Annotated in this window: 13 protein-coding genes; 5 read left to right on the top strand and 8 right to left on the bottom strand. The window is 62.4% G+C overall.

All coding sequences use genetic code 11. The features are described 5' to 3' along the window. Positions 1-42: 42 nt before the first annotated feature. Positions 43-642 carry a hypothetical protein gene (locus OES25_03430; GenBank protein ID MDH3626690.1) on the bottom strand — a complete coding sequence of 200 codons (600 nt, stop codon included), beginning with the start codon at positions 640-642 and terminating at the stop codon, positions 43-45. Positions 643-835: 193 nt separating this feature from the next. Next, complete coding sequence (locus tag OES25_03435; GenBank protein ID MDH3626691.1) at positions 836-2,515, bottom strand: S8 family peptidase; 1,680 nt, start codon at positions 2,513-2,515, stop codon at positions 836-838. 284 nt (positions 2,516-2,799) lie between these two features. Between OES25_03435 and OES25_03440 the strand changes: the two genes are divergently transcribed. Continuing rightward, the gene (locus tag OES25_03440; GenBank protein ID MDH3626692.1) at positions 2,800-4,485 is read left to right on the top strand and encodes a glycosyl hydrolase; all 1,686 of its coding nucleotides are present in this window, start codon (positions 2,800-2,802) and stop codon (positions 4,483-4,485) included. Between the two features lie 15 nt (positions 4,486-4,500). Here OES25_03440 and OES25_03445 read toward each other — a convergent pair whose 3' ends face one another. Genes OES25_03445 through OES25_03460 form a run of 4 tightly spaced genes read right to left on the bottom strand, consistent with a single transcriptional unit; the run spans position 4,501 to position 9,633 of the window. Beyond that, complete coding sequence (locus OES25_03445; GenBank protein MDH3626693.1) at positions 4,501-6,216, bottom strand: CRTAC1 family protein; 1,716 nt, start codon at positions 6,214-6,216, stop codon at positions 4,501-4,503. Then, positions 6,213-7,610 (bottom strand): tetratricopeptide repeat protein, encoded by a 1,398-nt coding sequence (locus OES25_03450; protein MDH3626694.1) that lies wholly within the window; start codon positions 7,608-7,610, stop codon positions 6,213-6,215. Before OES25_03450 ends, OES25_03445 begins: the two co-directional genes overlap by 4 nt. Positions 7,611-7,624: 14 nt before the next feature. Then, positions 7,625-8,623 (bottom strand): type I glyceraldehyde-3-phosphate dehydrogenase, encoded by a 999-nt coding sequence (gene gap / locus OES25_03455; protein ID MDH3626695.1) that lies wholly within the window; start codon positions 8,621-8,623, stop codon positions 7,625-7,627. Then, on the bottom strand, positions 8,620-9,633 hold the full coding sequence (locus OES25_03460; protein ID MDH3626696.1) for a glyceraldehyde-3-phosphate dehydrogenase: 1,014 nt from the start codon (positions 9,631-9,633) through the stop codon (positions 8,620-8,622). Before OES25_03460 ends, gap begins: the two co-directional genes overlap by 4 nt. A 183-nt stretch (positions 9,634-9,816) precedes the next feature. Here OES25_03460 and OES25_03465 point away from each other — a divergent pair, with 183 nt between their 5' ends. The 3 genes from OES25_03465 (at position 9,817) to OES25_03475 (ending at position 15,363) form a co-directional block, all read left to right on the top strand. Then, positions 9,817-10,470 carry a hypothetical protein gene (locus tag OES25_03465; protein ID MDH3626697.1) on the top strand — a complete coding sequence of 218 codons (654 nt, stop codon included), beginning with the start codon at positions 9,817-9,819 and terminating at the stop codon, positions 10,468-10,470. A 65-nt stretch (positions 10,471-10,535) separates the two neighbouring features. Then, positions 10,536-10,700, top strand: coding sequence for a hypothetical protein (locus OES25_03470; GenBank protein ID MDH3626698.1), 165 nt, complete (start codon positions 10,536-10,538; stop codon positions 10,698-10,700). A gap of 157 nt (positions 10,701-10,857) precedes the next feature. Continuing rightward, complete coding sequence (locus tag OES25_03475; protein ID MDH3626699.1) at positions 10,858-15,363, top strand: hypothetical protein; 4,506 nt, start codon at positions 10,858-10,860, stop codon at positions 15,361-15,363. Positions 15,364-15,430: 67 nt separating this feature from the next. Here OES25_03475 and OES25_03480 read toward each other — a convergent pair whose 3' ends face one another. Both OES25_03480 and OES25_03485 read right to left on the bottom strand, forming a co-directional pair. Then, on the bottom strand, positions 15,431-16,123 hold the full coding sequence (locus OES25_03480; protein ID MDH3626700.1) for an ROK family protein: 693 nt from the start codon (positions 16,121-16,123) through the stop codon (positions 15,431-15,433). 1 nt (position 16,124) lies between these two features. Continuing rightward, positions 16,125-18,515: a glycoside hydrolase family 15 protein gene (locus OES25_03485; protein ID MDH3626701.1), complete on the bottom strand. Its 2,391-nt coding sequence runs from the start codon at positions 18,513-18,515 to the stop codon at positions 16,125-16,127. Between the two features lie 466 nt (positions 18,516-18,981). On the opposite strand from OES25_03485, the gene OES25_03490 reads away from it, so the two are divergent. After that, complete coding sequence (locus OES25_03490) at positions 18,982-19,773, top strand: class I SAM-dependent methyltransferase (protein MDH3626702.1); 792 nt, start codon at positions 18,982-18,984, stop codon at positions 19,771-19,773. Position 19,774: the final 1 nt, after the last annotated feature.

Here is a 19,774-nt window from a genome sequence, read left to right on the forward strand (position 1 = left end):
CGGCTGGCTATCCGCCGGGCCCGTGTGGGAAATAGTAACTGATCAACTCACGGTGAGATCGGAAACATCTCCTGTACTGTCGCGGAAAGCCTGGATCGAAGTGGTGACGAGTCGGGTCCCAAAGAGTCCAAGGACCAGCCCTGCAAATCCCACCGAGGGAATGAGCGAGAGCAAACCGAGGGCGATCAGGAGGCTACCCATGGAGGAGCCCACGGCCCAGGGACCGAAACCTAACCAGTTCGAAACGACAGACGTTCCTGTTGCAATACGCATGACCAGCGCCACCAATAGGGTGTTGACGAGGCCAAACGTGACACCGGCGACGACGACTGCGACAGCATACGTGTAGCTGCCGAGTTGTTCGCCGGCCAGTATCGCTTGATGCGCCCATGCCGAGGCTGCTGCGGAGAGCGTCACAGAGGCCATATTGAAGATGGCCTTAAGACGTCGCCGCTTGAAATGATCAGAGGCGATGACCGCACTTGCCGTGCCCGCCAGGGCGACGATCGGTGCAGCCAGCGGTCCGACCGCCAGCAACCCAAGGAACGTGAACGCGTCACCAGCAGTGACTTCGATTTTTAACGCCGGCACCTTCACCGAGCGGGAGCCCACGAAGGCCGCCAGTCCAATGAGGGTCAGCAACACAGGCCACTCCGTCCGGACGCCCGTGGGTGGAAGGAATCCACAAATCGTGGCAACCGCCAACACGACCGTACCTGAAAACACTACCAATCCCGCTCCGCGGCTAGACGGAGCAGCGCTTGCGCGTGCTTCGTTTTCCCGTTGAGTGAGTGTGGACATCCGATGCTCCAGTTAGTCAGGTAGAGTTAAGAGATCAGCGATCGGCAGATGGAGCAGCAGGGGCGCTACTTCCGGCGTCGTCGGAACAAGACATGGCATCGGCGGAATCGCTCAGCACACCTTTATTGGAACTGGGTACGACATCGCTCCAGAGAACGGCGTCGGACCATAAGACCGCGTCGGACCACATCACGGCGTCGGACCATAAGACCGCGTCGGACCACATCACGGCGTCGGACCACATCACGGCGTCGGACCACATCACGGCGTCGGACCACATCACGGCGTCGTCCCACAGGACCGCATCGGACCACATGACCGCGTCGTCCCACAGGACGGCGGACGTCCAGGGGCTGCCCCACGTGGACGCGACGTTCTCGATGACGACCTTGCTGTTGCTCTCGATCATGCCAATACGAGGCGAGGGAGCCACGGTGGCGATGCCGGTGGCATCCAGCGCCGCTCTGACATCGAGGAGACCGGCGCCGACGGCGAGGGCCTCGCCGGGGAGCGAGCGTGCAGACGACATCAATCGCGCCTTCACGGAAGCCGGGTTGAGGGTCGGCTCCCGGCCGATCATGCGGATCGCAGCACCGGCGACCATCGGGGCCGCCATGCTGGTACCGGAGAGCTCGAGATAGTCGGCGTTGCAGGCCGCCAGACCACAGTCGGCGACCCTGTCGGACATTTGGGTTTTCATCGCCGAAGAGGCGCCCATCGTCGAGACCACCCGGTTGCCCGGGGCCACGAGATCCGGTTTGACGAAGTAGTCGAACAGCGTGGGGCCCTTGGAGGAAAACGTCGACAGGAAGTCGTCGCGCATCCCCGCGGTGCCCTTGTCGGTCCACGAACCGACGGTGATCACCTTGGGCGAGTTACCGGGGCTGGTGATCGTTCCGTAGCCGGAGGTGCCGAAGTTGCCCGAAGAACAGACGACGGTGTAGCCGGCATCCCACAACAACTCAACCGCCAGGACCAGCGGGTCGTTGGCGGCTTTCTCCTGGATCGATTTTCCGACGGACAGGTTGACAACCTTGACGGAGTAAGTGTCCCCGTGGGTCAACAGCCAGTCGATGGCGGCCAGCAGGCCCGAGACCTGGCCTGCGCCACCCTCGTCCAGGACCCGCAGCGAGACGATTCCCGCGTTCCATGCCTGTCCCCAGTGCACGAAGCCGGAAGCCGAGCCTACACCGGCGATGATGCCGGCGACATGGGTGCCATGACCGTAGGGGTCGTTGGGAAAGTGCGAAACGTTGTCGACGAAGTCCCGCTGGGTTCGGATCCACAGGTCCGGATGGGGTGCGACACCCGAGTCGATCACCGCCACGCTGAGACCGGCGCCGTTGTAGACGTTGTCGTAGTACGACCCGAGGGCCGGCGTGTTGGCGGTGGAGCGACCGGCGCTGGACGCGGCCTCGATCGGCGCGTCGAGAGCCATGAACCGAACTCCGTTGCCACGAGCGGCTTGCTCGAGTCGATGGGCCGGGATGTTGATGGCGATCATCGGCAAGTTATCGAAGCGACGATTGACCTTCGCCTCGAGACTCTTGTCCAGATCGTCGGGACCGACCGCTCGGTCGAAGGTCAAGATCACATCGACCTTTTCCTTGTTCTTCTCCGTTCCCGTATTGGGACCGGGTGCGGCGAGCGCGCCGCCGGTGATGAGCGCGACGGCAAACAGCCAGACGAGCCATCTCATTCTTTTCACATTCATGGGTGCCTCCGGATTGGAATACCTGCACCCTGGTTTGCAAGATCCACGCCGCAGATCTCAATCGATCCAACTCACTTAATTGCAAGGGCTTACAGCCACAAGAGCCAAGAACTGGAATCTGTAATCCGTGTCGCGATTCGCGACACGTTCTGGGGACTGTTGGGAAGACCCCAACGAACCCACGGAATCAGGGGGATCAAGCCGGTCGGAGAATCCGACACGTCGTCGCGAGACGCGACACCCGGGAGCGGTCACTCGGGCCGCTCCGGTCTAGACTGGTGCCGATGAAGATCCGGATATCGCATCACCGACTGCTCGTGGCCTGGATCGCCCTTGCGACCGTGGCCTGCACGGGTACGAATGAATCGGGCACATCAGCGATCCGCATGGTCGAGATCCTGCTCACCTCGGAGTCGGGACACAAACTGGCCTCAATGGACGGGGTCCCCTTCCGACCGGGCCGGGCAGACGGCACGGTCATCTCCGTGTATCCGGACGAGACCAAACAGACCATCGACGGAATCGGCTCTTCGTTTACGGAATCCTCCGCTTTTGTGCTGGCGCACCTGGAACCGGAGCGGCGCCGGGAGGTCATGCGGCGCATCTACGGCGAGTCCGGTGCCGACTTCACGCTGACCCGCACGCATATCGGATCCTGCGATTTCAGCGTGGAGGGCAAGTACTCCTACGCGGAGAAAGCCGATGACACGGAATTGACGGCGTTCAGCATCGCACCGGACTTAGAGGGATTCGACCCCGCGAACTATCCGGGCATCCGGGATCCCGATTACGACCTACTGCCCATGATCCAGGAGGCGCTCGAGATCAAACGCGGACAACAGGACCAAGACCTGCGCATTATCGCCTCCGCCTGGACTGCACCGCCGTGGATGAAGACGATCGATACCTGGTACATCCCACTTTCCGCGGAGAACGACTGGCAGGGCGACGGCGGTTGGCTTGAGCCGAAGTACCTTTCGACTTACGCCGACTACCTCGTCAAATACCTCGACGCCTACAAGAGCGCAGGCGTAGAAATGTGGGGTCTGACGCCGGTCAACGAACCGCACGGCAACGGCGGGCAGTGGGAGAGCATGCACTTCTCTCCGGAGTCGCAGAACGATTTCATCAAGCAGCACCTGGGGCCTCGTCTACAAGCGAGTTCGCATGCGGCGACCCGACTGCTCATCTACGATCAGAATCGGGATGGCCTCGAAGAGTGGACCGACGTGATCTTCGGGGATCCGGAATCTGCGAAACATGTTTACGGCGCAGCCGTTCATTGGTACTCGAGTACTTTCAAGGTCTACGAAGACACGTTCGATCGAGTGCACGCCAAGTTCCCGGATTGCAGCATCGTGCATACAGAGGGGTGCATCGATAATCTGGGAATCGACGCGCCCGGCGGGATCGAGGATCCCGAGGGCTTCAAGGAATCGGGCTGGTTCGACAACGATTCGTTCTGGTGGAACGCCAACGCGACGGACTGGGCCTACAGTGCTACCTGGGCGGGGAAGGCGTCTGCAGATCATCCCGTCTACACCCCCGTGCATCGCTATGCACGCAACATCATCGTCAGCCTGGATCATTGGGTCAGCGGCTGGGTGGACTGGAACGTCGTCCTGGACCAGGAAGGCGGACCCAACCACGTGGGGAATTATTGCGGCGCACCGATCATGATCGACACGACGACGCGGCAGGTCTATTACACGCCGATCTACTACGTCCTCGCGCAGTTCAGTCGGACCATCCGTCCCGGCGACAAGGCCGTACGAACCCAGCGTTCACTCGACGGGCTGGACTCCGACGCCCTGCATGCCTCTGCGACGATCAACGAAGACAAGCTCTTGAGCGTCCAACTGCTGAATACGACGAAGGAGCCGATCCCCTTCAAGCTGCAGATCTCCGGCCGCTACGCGGAGGTCATGCTTCCGGCGAACTCACTTCAAACCGTGCGGGTTCAACTGTAGGAGCCAACGGGCTCCTTAGTCGCGCCTCCCGGCGACGGCCTGGCTGCCTGCGCCGCGGCGCAGGGTCACGGACTGGTCGGCCTCGAGTTCGCCGAAGATCTCACGCGTCCCGTCGGGCCAGAGTACGGTCACCTGGTCGACGCGCGTCGCGTCGCCCAAACCGAAGTGCGCGACCGACTCACTTGCCGAGTTGTAGCTGTAGGCGCTACGCACGCCGCGCGTCTTGGTCCGCCCGTCGAACACCACCTGGACGGTCGATCCGATCGCGTCTCGCCCACTGGGCCCGAGCACACGGAATCGGATCCAGTGACCGCGATTCGGCACGACGTTGATGAGCAGGTAGGCCGCCGCGTCTCGATTGACCACCACGACGTCCAGGCCTCCGTCACCGTCGACGTCGCCAAAAGCCGCCGCACGGCTGGTGGCCACCAACGTCTCGAGCGTGCCGCCTTGCGGACTGACCGGTTCGAAGCGGCCGTTATCGGCGCCGGCGAACAGCATGTTCGGCTCCGCGTACGGATCGCCGGTTAGCGGCTCGGCGGTTTTCGTCACCCTGCCGTTGGCGTGGTACAGGTCGAGAAACCCATCGTTATCGAAGTCAACCAACCCGATCCCGAAGCGCGTGTGCACCCGACTCGTCGCGCCAAGCCCGACTTCGCCGGTGTGGTCGCGGAAGAAACCGTCCTCGTTGAGGAAAAACGAATCGGTCTGGGTCTCGAGATTGACGACGATCAGGTCCGGGTCGCCGTCGTCGTCGTAGTCCTCTGCGGCAACGCCCATGCCGGACTTCGTCATGCCGTGCTCATCCAGCGCGCAGCCGCGCAGCAACGACTCGTCGACGAAGGTGCCGTCCTGTCTGTTCAGCCAGAGTTGGTTGAGCATCGCGTCGTTGGCGACGAAGATGTCGATGGCGCCATCGCCGTCGTAGTCGGCGCAGACGACCCCCAGACCATTGCCGAAGCTGGTGTTCAGATTGGACTCGACCGTTACGTCGGTGAAGCGTCCGACGCCGTCGTTTCGGTAGAGCACGTCGGTGGCCGGTGATTTGTAATTCGTCGGTAAGCAGTAGTCGAGCTGCCACGCCGTGTTGTAACAGTCCCGTTCGTCGGTGAGCGACCAGTTGACGTAGTTCGTGAAGAACAGGTCCAGATCGCCGTCAGCATCGTAATCAACGAACGCGGCGCTCGTGCCCCAGCCCCGGTGACCGACGCCTGCGGCCACCGTGACGTCCGCGAATCGACCGCCCCCCTCATTGCGCAGCAGAACGTTCGGCCCATAGTTTGTGACGTAGAGGTCCACATCGCCGTCGTCGTCGTAGTCGCCGGCGGCGACCCCCATGCCATAGCCGTCATCGTCGGCCCCGCTGCCCTCGGTGACGTCGCGAAAGTGTCCCGCACCGTCGTTTTCGAAGAGGCGGTTGACGCCGCCCTGCGCCCCGGGATCGATGAGGTTTCCGCTCTGCACCAGGTAGGCGTCCAGATCTCCGTCGCCGTCCATGTCGAACAGCGCAGCGCCGCCTCCGATGATCTCGGGGAAGATGTGACGCTCGGCGTGCCCCGAGCGGTGCTCGAACCGGAGGCCGCGCTCCCGCGCCACCTCCTCGAACCAGGGCGGTCCGGTGGGCGGCTTGTCGGGAGGCGATGCGCAGCTCGCAGACGCCAGCAGGACGATGCCGGCGACTAGCGCCCACCACGAGCTGCGAGGGCCGTGGCGTGGATCGTGCCGGGTCATCGGGTTTCCTCCCGTTTCTGCTCAAGCCGCTCACGCAGGCGGGAGACCTGCGGCGAGCCGGGAGAGAGCTGCTCGATGCGCGCCAGTAAGGCCTCGGCGCGATCGAGTTCCCCGAGCTCGCTGCGGGCGATCGCCAGCGCCAGCATCGCATCGCGGCTCGTTGGGTCGAGCGACAGCGCCAGCGCCAGCCGCTCGGCGGCCTCACTCCAACGTTTCGCCTCGACGAGTGCAAACCCGAGATAGACGTGTGCGCTCAGATCTTGAGAGTCGTAGGTGACAGCCTGCTCGAAAGCGGTCACCGACTCGTCGATGCGACGCAGCCGGAACAGTAGAATCAGGCCCTTGCGCTGGTAGACGAAACCCAGCTTCGGGTTGAGCTCGATCGCCCGATCGAACTGCTGCAGCGCCTGCTCGAACTCGCCGCGCTGCTCGTAAGCTACGCCGAGGTTGACGTGCAAGTGAACGTGATCCGGGTGATGCTCCAGACCGAACTCGAGCAGACGAACCGAATCATCGACGCGTCCCAGATTGCGGTACGCGAGCGCAAGATTCGTCAGAAGGTCGGGGTCCGTCGGGTTGCGCTCGCGCAGCGGCTCCAGCGTTGCCGCGGCGTCCTGCCAGCGTTCAACCTCGATGAACGCATCGCCGCGTCGCTTCTCGGCCGCGTAGCCCCGCGCGTAGCCGGAGAGCGGCCGACGCCGCGGATCGGGCCACAACGGAGGCTGCAAGCCTCCCCGGCCAACCGCCAGCGCCTCGCGCGCCCGGTCGAGATCGCCGGTCTCGCGGTAGGCCAAGCCGAGCAACTGTTGCAGGTAGGGAACCTGTTCGCGTCCGATCGCGAGTCGTTCGAGGATCGCCAGCGCCTCGGCGCCTTCGTGCCGGCGTAGGTGGGCGCGAGCCCGTCCGTACCAGGCGGCCGTGTTATCCGTCTGCAATCGGGTTGCATGCTCGTACGCCGCCTGCGCCTCGTCGACCCGCCCCAGGTCGAGCAGCCACGCGCCGCGGTAGAGGTAGGCGGACACGTAAGAGGGGTCGATCGCCACCGACCGATCGAGCGCGGCAAGGGCGGTGTCGAGCTGGCCGAGTTGCGCCAGGACAACCGCTGCGAGGTAGCTCCATTGCGGGTCTGTCGTCGCCAGATCTTCCGCCTGGAGGTAGGTCTGAACCGCGGCCCTGGGCATCCCGTTGGCCTCGAGCGCGAAACCGAATTCACCGCGCTTGTCGGCGTCCTGCGGTTCGGCCACGGCAGTACGCCGCAGGTCGCGAATCAGCGCAGCCGCTTCGGCACTGGTCCCTCTGAGGTCGACCTCCACCGGCGCCGGCCCACCCGGAGTGCAGGCGGCAAGTACGCAAAGCCACGCGAGCAACGTCGGCGTGCCGGATGGACGCTGCAATCGCAATAACCGCCTCAGAGAGTCGCGGCTCGCTGGGCCAGATCGACGACTCGATTGGCGTAGCCCCATTCGTTGTCGTACCAGGCGAACACCTTGAGCATTCCGTTGGACAGCGCCTGGGTCAGCGGCGCATCGAAGATGCAGGAGTGTGGGTTGCCGACGATATCCGTCGACACGAGTGCCTCGGTCGAATACTGAAGGATCCCCTGCATCGGGCCGTCCGCGGCTTCCCGAAGCGCGGCATTGACCGTCTCGGAGTCGGCAGGTTTTCGTAGCTGAACGACCAGATCGACGATCGACCCGTCGGGTACCGGGACCCGCATCGCCATGCCGTCGAGCTTGCCGGCCAACTGTGGCAACACCTGGCCCACGGCCCGGGCAGCGCCCGTCGTCGTGGGAATCGTGTTTTCGCCTGCGGCGCGGGAGCGGCGCGGATCCGCGTGGTACCAGTCGGCCAGCCGTTGATCGTTGGTATAGGCATGGACCGTCGTGATCAGGCCCTTTTCGATACCGAACCGGTCATCGAGCACCTTGGCCAACGGCGCCAGGCAATTTGTCGTACAGGAGGCGTTGGACAGAAGGCGGTGCTCCGGCTTCAACTCGTCGTCGTTGACTCCCAGTACGATGGTCGCGTCCAGGCGATCCTTGGCCGGCACCGTCAGGATAACCCGCTGTGCGCCTGCCTTCAGATGCTGCTCGATCTCCTGACGCTGACGGAAGCGCCCGGTGGCCTCGATGACGATGTCGACTCCCAGTTCACCCCACGGCAGTTCCGCCGGCGAGCGGATCTGGCTGATGCGGGTTGCCTTTCCGTCGCAGGTCACTTGGTCGCCGTCCAGAGCGACGTCTTGCGCGAAGCGACCCATGACCGTGTCGTACTTCAGCAGGTAAACCAGCGACTTGGCCGGCGAGATGTCGTTGATGCCGACGACCTGCATCTCCGGGTGGTCGGCCAGGATACGAAACACGGCTCGGCCGATCCGACCGAATCCATTGATGGCAATCTTGATCATCGTGCCGCCTTGCGCTGCATCTGCGCGATTACTTCGATAATGCGGTGGGTCAGCCCCCCTCCCTGCTCGTACCAGCCGAGGGTCTTGACCATCTGCTCGCCGACGACCATCGCCGCCAGCGAGTCGAAACAGCAGGAAGCCGTGCTTCCGGCGATGTCCGAGGAAACGATCGGCTCCTCGATGAACCGCAACACGCCTTTCAGCGTGCTGGCCGCGGCGCTGCGAAACACCTCTTGCACGTCCGCGACGGAGACCTGGACCGGGTGGGTCGTGACCAGATCGACACAGGAGACGTCGGGAACCGGGACGTTGACCTTGTGACCGCCGAAACGGCCCTCCAGGTGGGGAAACTCGGCCTCGATCGCGTGCTGGGTCCAGCTACGCACCGGCACGATGTTCTCGACCGCAGCCCGGGACAGCCGCAGATCCAACTCGCTGGGCGTGTCAATCAGGCTCTGCTCTGTGGTGTATGCGTGGACGGAGGTGAAGAAGCCGCTTTCGACGCCGAAGGCGTCGTTCAGGACCCGGATCATCGCGGCCGTGCAGTTCGCCGTGCTGGTCCCACAGGAAATGATGCGATGGCGCCGATCGAGGGGCTGTTCGGTGATCCCCGGTAAGTGGACGGCGTCGATCTCATCGGCGGGCGGCACCGTCAAGACGACCCGATCCGCGCCTGCGTCCAGGTGGGATTGGAGCTGCCGACGACTGCGGTAGATTCCGGTGGCCTCGACCACGACGTCGACACCGTGGTCGTACCACGGAACGTCACCCGGCTCGCGGCCATGGAGCACGGGAATCTTGCGACCCTTGCAGAACAAGTGCCCTTCCATCAGACGGGCCGACTCATTAAAAGGACCATGGATCGAGTCGAAGCGAAGCAGGTATTCCATCGCCTGGGGATCGGCGATGTCATTGATCGCGACAACATCGATGTCGTCTCGTAGGTAGATGGCACGGAACACATTGCGGCCGATACGACCGAACCCGTTGATCGCGACCCGAACGCTCATGGAACTCTCCCTCGCTGGCTCTCGCCAATGCCTAATCCAGCCCCTTCGGCAAGTCCTGGGGTTAACGGAAGGGCATGATATCGGACCCTGAACCCGCGTCCGAGTGGAAACGTACAAATGTTCCGATAAGGTCATTTCCGTCGAATCGCGCACCGCAGCGATCGCGGACCTATATTAGTAGGTATGCGAATTTCGATCCTTACCCTGGCTCTCCTCTCCCTTTTCGGTCCTGGCGCCGCTGCGGGGACTCCCCAGCGCTGGGCGCCTGTGCATTGCGGATCGCAACCGGCCGTCGACGGCGACTGGAATAGCGCCTACCGCAAGGCGCTCCTGGCGATCGAGGGCGGTGACTACCACGCCGCCGAGATCGCGATGTGCCAGGCGCTGCAGGCCGCGCGCAGGTTCGATGCTCGGGACTGGCGCTTCGCGGAGACGCTGGACGAGTTGGGTCGAATCGCCTTCGAGTTGAAGGACTTCGAACTGGCCGAACGGATGGAAGGGGCCGCCATCGCGGAGATGTTGCTGGCCACCGGCCCCCAGGGCGAACCGTTGCGGGAACTCGACGAGACGAACCATGCGGTGATCCGTGAGGACTGCCGCTCCGGTATCGGTGCCTACACCACCCGGTTGGGCTGGATCCATGAACGGATCCGAGGCCGGATCACGACCACCGAACTCGAAGAAGCACCGTGGCGTGTGTTCGCCGTGGGATTTGTGCCGCTGGATCGAGCATTGGCCGAACGTCTGGATTGGCTCGTCGCCCAGTACCTGCTGCAGGAGAACGTCGCGGCTGCCGATGGGCTGGCCACCTTGCAACAGGAACTTCGCTCTCGCTGATCCCGAGCGTGCGAGCTATCCTCCCGGATTATAGGCAACCGGCAAGCAGGATGAAGGAGCGTCTCATGAAGATCGATCGTCAGGAATACGACCGGATCGCGGACCTAATCAACAGTGACGACAGTCCCGTCGGAATCGACGCCAAGAAGACCCACGTCTATATCATCCACCTGCTGCAGAGCATCGAACGACGGCTGGACGCCCTTGAGGCTACTTCGAAGCGGGATTGATCGACGGACCCTCGAACCCGCCTCGGCGTCCGCCCCTCGGAACTGCCCCCTCGGGACGGATATCGAGCAGCGAACGGCCCCATTGGGGCTGGCCTGACCTCCGGAATAGACGTAAATCACGACTCACGATACCGGTCGTTACCGGGGAGGGGCATTCATGTTCGCAGGTCGTTTCTGGGTCAGTTGTGTCGCGATCGCTTTGTTGGCATTCTCGGCCCACGCCGTCGATCGCCCCGGGGCGTTGGACCCGCGAACGATCGCGCCTGTTTCCGCCAGCGCGAAGTCGGAACGGATCGATCCGGAGAGGGCGACACCGGAACGATTTGCGGCACAACAGTTCCTCGATCTCCGTGGAGGAGACTGGCGTTTCGACGTGGACCCGCGAACCGGTCTGGCGACCCTGGTGCAGGGATCCGGCATCCCGCTCATCCCGGGAACGGGAAACACGCTGAACGGCGAGTCGATGACACGGTTGGCGCAGCCGGATGGCGATATCGACATCGCCGCCCTCGAGCCGCTGGTGCGGGAGTTCATCGACACTCATCCGAGCTTGCTCACTCCACGAAACGGTCGTCTCGAGCTCGACGTCGAGACGAGTGTCTCGCGGCAAAAGGGACGACTTCACAGCCTGTACTTCTCGTGGTGGATCGGTGACGTACCCGTCGACGAAGCGCGTGTCTTCGTCCGGATCAACAACGGCAACATCACCCAGTTCGGTGCGCCACTGGTTGGCTTCGCCGACGTCGATCCCGAACCGAACCTCACCGGGCTTCAAGCCAAGAGCCGGCTTCTGAAATGGTCCGGCGACGAGGAGATCGCCCGTCTCAAGGAACAGCCGCGTCTGACGATCCAACCGGAGGAGGACGACGACCGTCTTACCTACCGTCTGGTATGGATCGTGACCTACACGGTTCCCGGACAGATTCAGACGTGGGAAGGCCGCATCGACGCCCAAAGCGGCCAGGTCGTTGCGTTCCGCGACACCAACCAATACGGTCGCGCCACCGGTGGGGTCTACCCGCGAACCGTGATCGACGCCGAAGTCAGCGTGCCGATGCCACAGGTCAGCATCGACGGAGATGTCTCTGCGACGACCGACAACTCGGGTGCGTTCAGCTACACCGGCGGATCCATCTCGTCAGGTCTGGATGGACCGTTTTTCAGCACCAGCTGCGAGGCGTGTTCCGGACCGTCCCAGGCGTTCTCCACCGTCGGGCTCGGGAGCGGCCGACTCGATTTCGGTCTTGGCGGCGTTGATGAGATCGCCAACGGGTTTTCGACGACCGCGGAACGAAACGCGTTCTATCACCTGAACCAGGCACGTCGCGTTGCGAAGAAATGGCTCAACATCGGCTGGCTTGATTCGAACATCACGGTCAACGTCAACATCCAGGACACCTGCAACGCGGTATGGACCGGTGCGGCGAACTTCTTCCGTTCGGGTGGAGGTTGCAACAACACCGGTGAAGTGAGCGATGTCATGTACCACGAGTGGGGGCATGGGCTGGATGGCAACACCCGCGGTGGGGACGGCGCCAGTGGAGAGGCGACGGCCGATGTGGTTTCGATCCACATCACGCATAGCTCGTTGATCGGGCCGCATTTTCGGACGAATGGCTCGCCGGTTCGGGACATCAACCAGTTCACGACATCCAAGGGTCTCCTGTCGGTCGCCAACATCTCGACGAAGTGCCCCGTGATCGGCAGTCTCGGTCCGCTGGGCTACGAGGTCCACTGTGAGGGCGAGATCTACGGTCAAGCCGCGTGGGATCTTTCTCAGTCCCTCGTCGCGCGATACGGCCAGCACACGGGCTGGCGCGAGTCGGAACGGATCTTCTTCAATGGACTCCCGGATGCGGGATCCCAGCTCGCGACCGGAAGCTTTCCGATCTACGACGCCTATGTGAACGCCGATGACGATGACGGCAACCTGGCCAACGGGACGCCAAACGGCGTCGCGATCTTTGGTGCTTTCAATGATCATGGGATCGCCGGTGCACCCGTCGGTGGGTCTGCGGCCTGTGTCCGTCCGGCACAGCCAAACGTGATCGCGACCCCTTCCTGCGACCAGGTCGATCTGTCCTGGGATGCGATCGCCGGAATCTCTGGGTACACCGTATTCAGGAGTGAGCTGCTGGTCGATCGCTCGTTCTACCACGTGGCCGATCTGACTTCGTTGGAGACGACGTACGTTGACACGGAAGTCGCACCAGGTATCGATTACCACTATGTCGTGATGTCGACGAACCCCGACGGTTGCGAGTCGACGATCGAGAGTCCCGTACTCGCGGAGTTGATCGGCCAACCGGTTCTCGATGTGACCTCGGTCGTCGCGACAGACGAACCCCAGGGCAACCGCTCCGGTTTTGCCGACCCCGGCGAGGCGGTCGACCTGATCGTGACGCTTAATAACGTGGGGGCTGTGGGCTCGACATCGATCGCAGGAAGCCTCGTTTCGAGCACACCCGGTGTGACGATTCTCGAGGGGGCCGACGGATGGCCGGCCATCGCTGTGGGTGCACAGGCCGACAATACCGGCGTGCTGCGATTCGAGACCGACGACCAACTACTCGAGTGCGGTGACACGGTCTCCTTCGAGGTTTCTCCAAGCGACGCGTCGCTCTGCGTCTCCGAGACGTCGTTCTTCGAACTGTCCCTCGGCGACCGAGTCATCACGTTGCAGGACGATTTCGAGGCCGATCTGGGTTGGATGCACGACGCGGTCAACTCGACGGCAACTTCGGGAACCTGGACTCTCGGTGACCCCGACGGGACGACGTTTCAGCCCGAAGACGATGTGACCGTGGCGGGGACGCAAGCATGGTTCACTGCGCCCAACCTCGGCGGAATCGGTGTCGACGATGTCGACAACGGCGTGTCGATCCTGGTATCTCCCGTGTTCGATCTCTCGGGGCAGTCCAAAGCGATCTTCTCTTACTACCGCTGGTTTGCCAATCGCGACCTGGGCGAGGACGCCGGCGACTTCTTCGCCGTCGACGTTAACGATGGGACCGGATGGGTCAACCTCGAAACCCTCGGCTCGAACCAGAGTGCGGCGGCCTGGGTTCGCCGTGAATTCGCTTTGCACGACGCGATCGCCCTCACCACCACCGTCCAGATTCGATTCCAGGTTGCCGACGGGATCGCCACCGGAAACCTGATCGAGGCCGCCGTGGACGAGTTTCGGATCGACGAACCGGTCTGTGACGCGACACCCGCATGTTTTGTCGAGCCGACCTTTGCGGGCCTCCAGACGGCCACCGCCGGTTCGTCTTGCGGAGAGGTCGATCTGAGTTGGTCGGCGGCGACGTCCAACTGCACCAACGCGACACTGAGCTACAACGTCTATCGCTCCACGACGCCCGGGTTCGTACCGGGCCCGGCGACGTTGCTGGCCGGCGGCATGACCGCGACGAATTTCGGAGACGTGCAACTGGTCCCCGGAGCCAGCTATCACTACGTGGTGCGTGCCTTCGATTCGCGTTCCGGCGAAGACGGCAACACGATCGAACTCGCCGCAACGGTCCAGACGGCGCCGGATGACAGTCCGCCGATTTTTGCCGGTCTTGAAACGCTGATAACCGGAAGCGAGTGCGGCGAGACGGTGCTCGATTGGTCGATGGCTCAGGAGAGCTGTAGCGGACCCGTCGCCTTCAACGTCTATCGCTCGAACGATCCGCTCTTCATCCCGGGGGCAGCGACGCTGGTCGGCTCGACGCTGAGCGATGAGTTCACGGATGCGGCATTGGCTCCGGGAGAGAGCCTCACCTATGTCGTTCGCGCGGTTGACCAGCAAGGGAATGAGGACAGCAACGATGTGCGGCTGACCGCCGACGCCGGTCTACTCGATCTGACACTCTTCTCGGGCGACTTCGAGGCCTCCGATGGGGGCTGGACCGTGATCGCGCCCAACGACGCGACGTCGGGCAACTGGGAATGGGGCGATCCCGAGGGGGACGCCGCCAACCCCGAAGACGACAACACGGCTGCCCCCGGGGTCAATGCCTGGGTCACCGGGATCCTCGCCAGCGTCGGCGGTGGCAACAACGACGTTGACGGCGGGACCACCACGCTACTTTCGAGATCGTACAACCTCGCGACGGCCGTCGATCCCGAATTGCGCTACGCCCGTTGGTTCACCAACGACCAGGGTGGTAATCCGGGTGAAGACTTCCTCGACGTCGACGTGAACGACGGCACGGGCTGGACAACCATCGACCGGGCTACCGGTGGCCCGACCGCGTGGACCGACGTGGCGACTCCCCTCTCCGGCTTCATTGCTCCCGGCTCGCAAGTCCTGTTCCGCTTCACGGCGAGCGATCTTGGCGTCGGTGGGTCCCTCGTTGAGGCAGGAATCGACGACTTCGAACTCGTCGACCGGGGGCAGGGCTGCGGCGGCTGCTCGCTGCCGGTTCAGATCGTGGGAACGATTTCGGTCGATCGAAGTGGTGACGACGTGGTCCTCGATTGGTCTGCGGATCCTGTTTCAGGGACGCGCTACGTCGTATACAGACTCAGTGGTCCGACGTTTGCCGACGCGATCGCCATCGGAACGAGCGACACGAAGTCATTCGTCCATACCGGGGCGGTGTCCGCGACCGAGTCGTTTTCCTATCGGGTGACGACGGTCGATGTCTGCGCCAACGAGTCCACCCTCGATTGAGGAAAGGAGAAAAGGGGACAGATTTATTTTCTGATCGGCGATCAGAAAATAAATCTGTCCCCTTTTCTTAATCAACACGGATCGGCGAATCCTGATCCCATAATCGCTGACCGCCGGCGAACGCGAGGTCGTTGGCGCCGCGACGGGCGTGTTCGGGTAGTTCGTCGAGTAGCTTCGCGTTGCCACCGCCGAGCACGACGTAGTCGACCTGGAACGCCACGCGAAGCGCGGGAACGATCTCGAACACCTTCTTGCGCCACGCCTTCTTACCGCGTTTCTTCAGTCCGCGTTTGCCGAGATAGTCCTCGTAGGTTCGGCCCTTGTTGTACGGAAGGTGCGCGAGTTCGAGTGGCTGCAAGGTGCCGTGGCTGATCAAGGCCGAGCCGAGCCCGGTACCGAGGCCGAGAAACAGCATCTCATCGCCTGCATAGCTACCGATCGCCTGCATGGCTGCATCGTTGACGATCTTTACCGGTTTGCCGAAGGCTTGAGCAAAGTCGAACCCGACCCAACCGACGCCGAGGTTCTTGGGCTCGGCCAGGATCTGATTCCCCTCGACCGGTCCCGGATAACCGATCGAGACGACGTCATAGTCCGCGTCGGCGGTCACGGCGCGAACCCGTTCGGCCATCTCGCCGGGGGTCAGGTCGGAACCGGAGGGCAGCCGCGAGCGTTCGGTGTGGTTGACGACGAGCGACTTGATGCTCGTGCCGCCGACATCGATGACCAACACACGCGGGATCTTGGATCTGGCTGTCATGTCAAACTACCTCGACCTGGTATTCGCGATCTTCCCAGGCCCCGGATCGATGAAATACGAAGCGTAGCGGTGCGACGGAGTCGGTCACGGCGATGTCGAAGAAGTGGATGCCGATTGCCGTTGCCTTCGCGTCGCTCAGAGTTGCCTTGTCCCATTCACCACGGGTCCACTTCAACGTAAACGGCATAGGCGCCTGCACACGCAAGGTGAAGCCGGCGCGGACGGTCGCGACCTGGCGATTGAACTTCCAGACTTCGAGCTTGCTGCAGTCGGGACGCGATCCGATATAGCGATCCTCCACCGCCTGCACGCGGTCGAAGATGCGGCCGTCCCTTGTGGAACGCAGCAGCTTGATGTACTCCGCGTGGGCCCAGCACAACGGCCTCACCGCGCCGGTGGCCTTGCCGAAGACCAGGAATTTCTCCGGGATGTCCGGTTGGTCCCAGACCTGCTCGGGTAACAGCCCGCATCCGGAGGCAAAGTTCTCGAGCGTGCGGATGTACGGCCCCGGGTCACGACCGGCGGCCAGTTCGTAGTGACCGCGCTCGCCGGTCAGCAAGGGCCACGCGCGCCCGACCCCCGACCCTTGATAAGCCCGGCCCTGTGCATCCTCGCCGTAGCCGTCGTGATTGTAGCGCCGCCAGACCGGTCCGGAAGGCGTGTCCACCTTCAGCTGGGCATCGACAACCCGCAGGGAGTCTTCGATCAACGGATCGTTCGCGGCGCGAACCCCGTAACGCACGAGTTCGAGGAACCCCGCATCGACGATCTCTCTCGCGGGGAACCGATAACGCTCTCCGGGCATTCGATTCTTGATCACCAGTTCCCCGTACTCGGGATTTTCATTGGGAACCGGGTCGGCGAGGTCGGCGGGATGGATCCGGATGTAGTGCCGCGGTACGTCGGGATGCAGCGTTCCCTGCTGGGTCACCGTCCACTGCTCGACGTGGCATTCCAGAAAATCGGCGTAGTCCAAGAGGTACTGCGAGGTTTCGTGCTCGCCACGCTCACGCGCGAACAGCGCCGCGCAGACCAGCGCGGCGATATTGACCGCCAACGTCGACGGCGAGTAGCCGGAGTTTTCCTCCCAGCGCTCTTGTTGGGTCGCCGGTCCATGCCGAACCAGGTAGCCCGCCGCATCGCGCACCATCGGGTACGGGTCGTAGTCGGCCAACGCGCCCTGACGATGCAGTTTCCAGGCCAGCAGGATCGGAAACGCCACCTCGTCGAGTTGTACTCCTTGCCAGTAGGGTCGACCGTCAAGCCAGAAGTTCTGGTAGAAGCCACCGTCCGCTCGCTGCGCGACGGCCAGGTAGATCAGGGCGCGCAGCGGTGTGGTCTTGTCGCCCGCGGACAACAGGGCCGTCGTTGTGTTGACCATGTCTCGCGGCCAGACGAGGTGGTAGCCGCCCAGGTCTTCCTCGCCCTTCTGGTCGCCCCACGGGATGCTGAGCGACGCAATCATCGCACCCGAGTAGATCTTGTCTTCGTGAGCACGCAAGACCAGATGGCTACTGCGGTACAACTCCCCGCGATCGTGCGAGACGCCTTCGAGGGGCAATGTTCGTTGGGTTTCGACGTCCCACTGTTCGTTGAAAACGGTCTCGTGCTCCGCAAACGGAACCCCGAGGCTGTGAAACAAGGACGTCGCGGCGTCGTGGAGGTGATTGCCGAACGCCAGCCCCAGGGTAAAGCGTCGTGTTTGCGAAAGGTCGAGCTCTGCGGTCAGCGCTACATTCCCCTCCGCGGCGACGTCGAACTCCCACGTCATCTCGTGATGCGCATTGAGATCGGTCCAGCCGTCGGACTTACCGACAAAGCCGCACGAGGCCTTGAGAAACGGGACAGTCGCGGCACAGGAGAGCCAGGTTCCGTGACGATTTGCCGTCAGGACGTTGCGCCCGTCGATCTCGGCGATGTTCGCCGTGTTGCTGCGGCCCGCGTCAGCGAGATGCGGGGCGAGGAGGACGTACAGGCGCAGCTTGTCAGCGAGGGACGCCTCCAGCACTTCGAAAGTCGTCTCGATCAGAATGACCGGCTCGACAGGATTGGAAATAATCTTCTTGACGATCCGATAACGCCCTTGACGGTCTTCGTTGACCAGACGGATACCAGCCGAACTCTCGGACGTGCGTTCGATCGTGTAGTCCATGTCCCGGCGTTCGTCGTGGAAGAACGTGCTGCCGTCGCTGACCAGAAACTGAAGGTCGCGGATCTGCGGCTGGTCGATCGTCGGGAAGTAGGCCTCGGTGAGAACACCCGCGGCGCTCGTATACCAGACGCGACTGGCCCGGGTGTAGGCTGTCCCAACGGCGTCCTTGCCGCCGCGGGTCCACTTCGGCTTGATGCCGGGGTGGCCGAAAGCCTCGCGTTTGGTTCGAATGAATGTCATGGCGTGCCGGCGACGGAGCCTTCTCCAATGCCGCCATCTATGCTATCTGCCAAGTGACCGGCTCCACAACATTCTGGCATTAAGCTTCGCATTTCCCGCCCGGGTCTCGCACCTGCCTGGTGCGGACTCGGCGTTAGGGATGCTTCGTGAATCCCCAAATCAGACGAATCTGGTTCTGTCTCAGCAGAGGTAGTTTACATAAGCACCTATCCACAAAACATACCGCTTTCGAGATCGTTTCTTTTCTGAGCATTCTGTTCAACCGCTGCGGCAACAACTTTTCGGCGGCTCGATAAAACAGGTATGTAAAGAATGACGCACGAACGAACCAGGGCTCGCCTCCGGCTCGCCGTATCTTACTTCGACAAGCTGTGGGTTTTGTCGACTCGGTGATATAGGGCGTGAAGTTGACGATGCGATTCACGAACCGGTAGACTCTTCCCCTTTGGTTACGATGGAGCGGGCGATGATGTACTTGGACCTCAAGCAGATTGCGAACTCGCTAGTACGCGTGGCAAACACATATCCAGCGGAGCTCGTGGCCGATCAGTTGGCGGATGTAGAGCGCATTGCTTTTCATATCAGTCTTGCGATGGGTGAAAACGATCCTGCGGATTTGAGTGTTTGCGATCTCGGCGGCGGATTGGGGTTGTTCTCTGTTGGGTGTAAGGCGGTCGGTTTCAAACGCGTCGTCCTCGTCGACGATTTCAGTGATTCGATCAACTCGCAGCTCGGTGAATCAGCCCTCGATCTACATCGGGGTCAAGGTGTCGAAGTCGTCTCTCTAGATGTTGTTGGTAGCGGAATTGATGGGGCGGTCGATGGTGACTTCGATGTCGTAACGTCATTTGACAGCATGGAACATTGGCACGCTTCCCCCAAGCGATTGTTTCAACAGGTGTATGACCGCATTACGCCTGGTGGACAGTTTGTGCTTGGTACGCCCAACTGCGTAAACATGCGAAAGCGTATTACCGTCCCAATGGGTTACGGAAAGTGGAGCAAACTTGAGGATTGGTATGAAGCGGAGCGATTCCGAGGTCATGTTCGCGAACCTGACGTGGACGACTTGCTTTACATTACTCAGGATATGGGGCTAGAGGATTGCCGAGTGTTCGGTCGTAACTGGGTTGGGCTTGCTTCGCTGAACCCGGTGATTCGCTTGGCCAGTAAAATCTCAGACCTCCCGCTGCGCATCCGACCCACGCTGTGCTCCGACATCTACGTCGTCGGAACAAAGGCCCGCGGGAGTGATTAGG

This window comes from Acidobacteriota bacterium, assembly GCA_029861955.1.
Lineage (GTDB): Bacteria > Acidobacteriota > Polarisedimenticolia > Polarisedimenticolales > Polarisedimenticolaceae > JAOTYK01.